The 2,499-nt window shown below is 64.2% G+C and carries 4 protein-coding genes; 1 reads left to right on the forward strand and 3 read right to left on the reverse strand.

What is annotated here, in order from left to right:
- From WBF82_RS03890 to WBF82_RS03900, 3 genes are all read right to left on the reverse strand, one after another.
- On the reverse strand, window positions 1-1,026 hold a 1,026-nt coding region (locus WBF82_RS03890), incomplete at its 3' end, for a PPE family protein (protein WP_424381783.1).
- Between the two features lie 2 nt (window positions 1,027-1,028).
- The gene (locus WBF82_RS03895; RefSeq protein ID WP_424381784.1) at window positions 1,029-1,289 is read right to left on the reverse strand and encodes a PE family protein; all 261 of its coding nucleotides are present in this window, start codon (window positions 1,287-1,289) and stop codon (window positions 1,029-1,031) included.
- Window positions 1,207-1,914 (reverse strand): hypothetical protein, encoded by a 708-nt coding sequence (locus WBF82_RS03900; protein WP_424381786.1) that lies wholly within the window; start codon window positions 1,912-1,914, stop codon window positions 1,207-1,209. Before WBF82_RS03900 ends, WBF82_RS03895 begins: the two co-directional genes overlap by 83 nt.
- Window positions 1,915-2,123: 209 nt before the next feature.
- Here WBF82_RS03900 and WBF82_RS03905 point away from each other — a divergent pair.
- Window positions 2,124-2,499: hypothetical protein (locus WBF82_RS03905; protein ID WP_424381785.1), on the forward strand; the 376-nt coding region annotated here is incomplete at its 3' end.

Genomic DNA, 2,499 nt, shown 5'->3' on the forward strand with positions numbered 1-2,499 from the left:
AGTATTCGCTATCGCCGGTGCGGGCACAGCCACCGGTGCAGCAGGGGCGATCGGTGCAACCACAGCGGGAGCGCCGGCGGGCTGAGACGGCCCGGCCAGGCCAACCGGCGCCACCACGCTAGTCACACCAGCCGCCGCTCCCAGGTTGATAACCGACAGGTTGAGAACGGCCGGCAACAAAAGAGGCAGCTCCTGGACTAGGAACCGCAGCGTTCTCAGCGTCCAGTTGACGACACGGAAGGTTTGCCACGCAACGAAGTAGCTAACCAATTGAGGAAACTGCGACGGGTTCGTCAAGCCTTGCCAATTTTCCTGCAGCCAGATCAGCGCTTGCTGATTTCCCTGCAAGACGTTCGGCAAGTTCTGCAAGTACTGCAAAGGATCCCAGTTGGGTTGCCCTTGCCCTGAGATCTGTTCGCCGTCAGGTCCAAAGATCATCTGCCAGATTTCGGCTGGGGTGGGCAACTGAAAAGAGCCACCACCTCCCCCTTGGCCGCCACCGCCGCCACCTCCGGCACCGCCGCCACCCCCGGCCTGCGCTGCTTCGGCGGTGGTCTGATACATGCTCATCGTGGTGGCCGCCTGCACCCACATCCGGGTGTAGTCGGCCTCATTGAGCGCGATCGGAATCGTATTGATGCCAAAGAAATTCGTCGCCACCAATACCCCGTGGGCGACATGGTTAGTGGCCAGCTCGGCCAACGTGGGCATCGCGGCCAACGCGGCGGTGTAGCCCACAGCCACGGTCTCGTGCTGGGCGGCTGTCTCAGCACTAACCGCGGCCGCCAGTTGTAGCCATGCCAGATATGGCAGGTGCGCGGCCAAATACTGCTCAGCGGCAGTACCGCCCCATACCTGTTGTGCGTCAGCCAATACCGCGGTCAATTCGCTTGCGGCCGCGTTGTATTCGGTGCTCAAAGCACTCCACGTACCGGCGGCGGCCATTAGCGGGCCGGCCCCGGGACCACTGCTCAGCAAGGCTGAGTGCACCTCTGGCGGTAGCGCCATCCACACCGGCGCGGTCATCGTCAGCCGCCCGGGGCCACAAATGTGGAGGCCGCTGCCTCGTCGCCGGCGGCATAGCTTGCGCCGGCCTGGGCCACTCCGACTCCCGCCCGACCCAATACCTCCACGCCGCACGTTGCCGCCGTCGCGTGCTGGCTGGCTCGCACACTGAACATCGCGGCGGCTTGAATCGACACCGGGTCAGCCGCCGGCGGCACCACTGCTGAGATCGTCGGCGCCGCCTCGGCATGCGCGGTCGCCAGCTGAGCTGCAATTGCTTCCACAGCCGCACTCGTCGCGGCCAGCCCCTCGGGAACGACTCGTAAAACCATGACAGCTAACCCCTTTGAACGAACCACGAACTGCCTCGGCTGGTTGCGTCGATGAGAAGCGGTTTATCCCCGATGCCATCGCCCAGCCGAGCAGGCCGGCAACCAGGCCGAAGCCCAAATGAAGCAGTGCCTTTTCGGGCAGCCCAACAACCGACCCGATCAGCGCGACCAAATGAATCGGCGCCGCCGCCAACGCAATCAACCATCGCCGACGGCCGACCACCGGAAGGACGGCCGCGGCGTACAGCAGGACCGCGGCCGCGACGTAGCGCGCACTTGCCCACATGCCGGGTGCGGTGTGGAGCAGCGCTGTCGCCACAGTCGAAGTGGCACCGACGGCAACCACCGTCTCCCGGCTGCGCGTCACTAACACCACCGTCACCAGCAACGTCAGCCAGACCAGTCCGCGGTGCCCTGGCATGCCGATCGGGATTCGGATATCCGCCGACGCGACGATTAGCAGCGCCGCGAGCACCGGTAAGCCAACCTCGCAACCAAGCAACCACGCGGTGGCCTCGCGAAGCGAGTATCGCGACAGCACCGCAACTGCGCCACGATTGGCCGGAACCGCGTCCATATGTAACCTCAGGTACGGAGTGTCAGCCGGTAAAGTTCCTCGAATACGTCCCTAAGCGTGACATACATGCCGTCTATGCGGTAAGCATCTGGGAAATGCACAGCCAATTGCCCGATTACTGGTGGCCTTCCCGGCGCAACCCGCAGGCACCCAATGCCTACGGGGTGTCTTTCCTTGCATGTGCTCCCATCGATGCATATCGGCCGCTGATGCGATTGTCGACCAGGCAGCTGGTCGTGGCGATGCTGACGGTCGCACTCCTCAGCACTGGCCTGGGCGCCTGTGGCGGGCTCGGAACCAAGCGCGCTACCGCGGGCAATGGGCTTGTCGTGCAGGCGAACGGCCGAGTTCTTGGCCGCTTGAGTTTGCCGCAGCTACAACATCTTCCGCAGGTCGAAGTCGTGACACCGCAGTCGCGAGGCGCTCAAGTTCAAAAGGGCCCCACCGTGCGCTCGATTCTCGACACGGCGGGCGCCACCGGCGTCGAGAGAGTGCGCGTGGAAGGACGCGACCCGGCTCAGACACTGACCGCCGCTGACCTCACCGACCAGCTCATTCTCAACGTCACGAAGCGCAATACTCTCA

Origin of the sequence: Mycobacterium sp., from assembly GCF_049673265.1 — a bacterium.
Lineage (GTDB): Bacteria > Actinomycetota > Actinomycetes > Mycobacteriales > Mycobacteriaceae > Mycobacterium.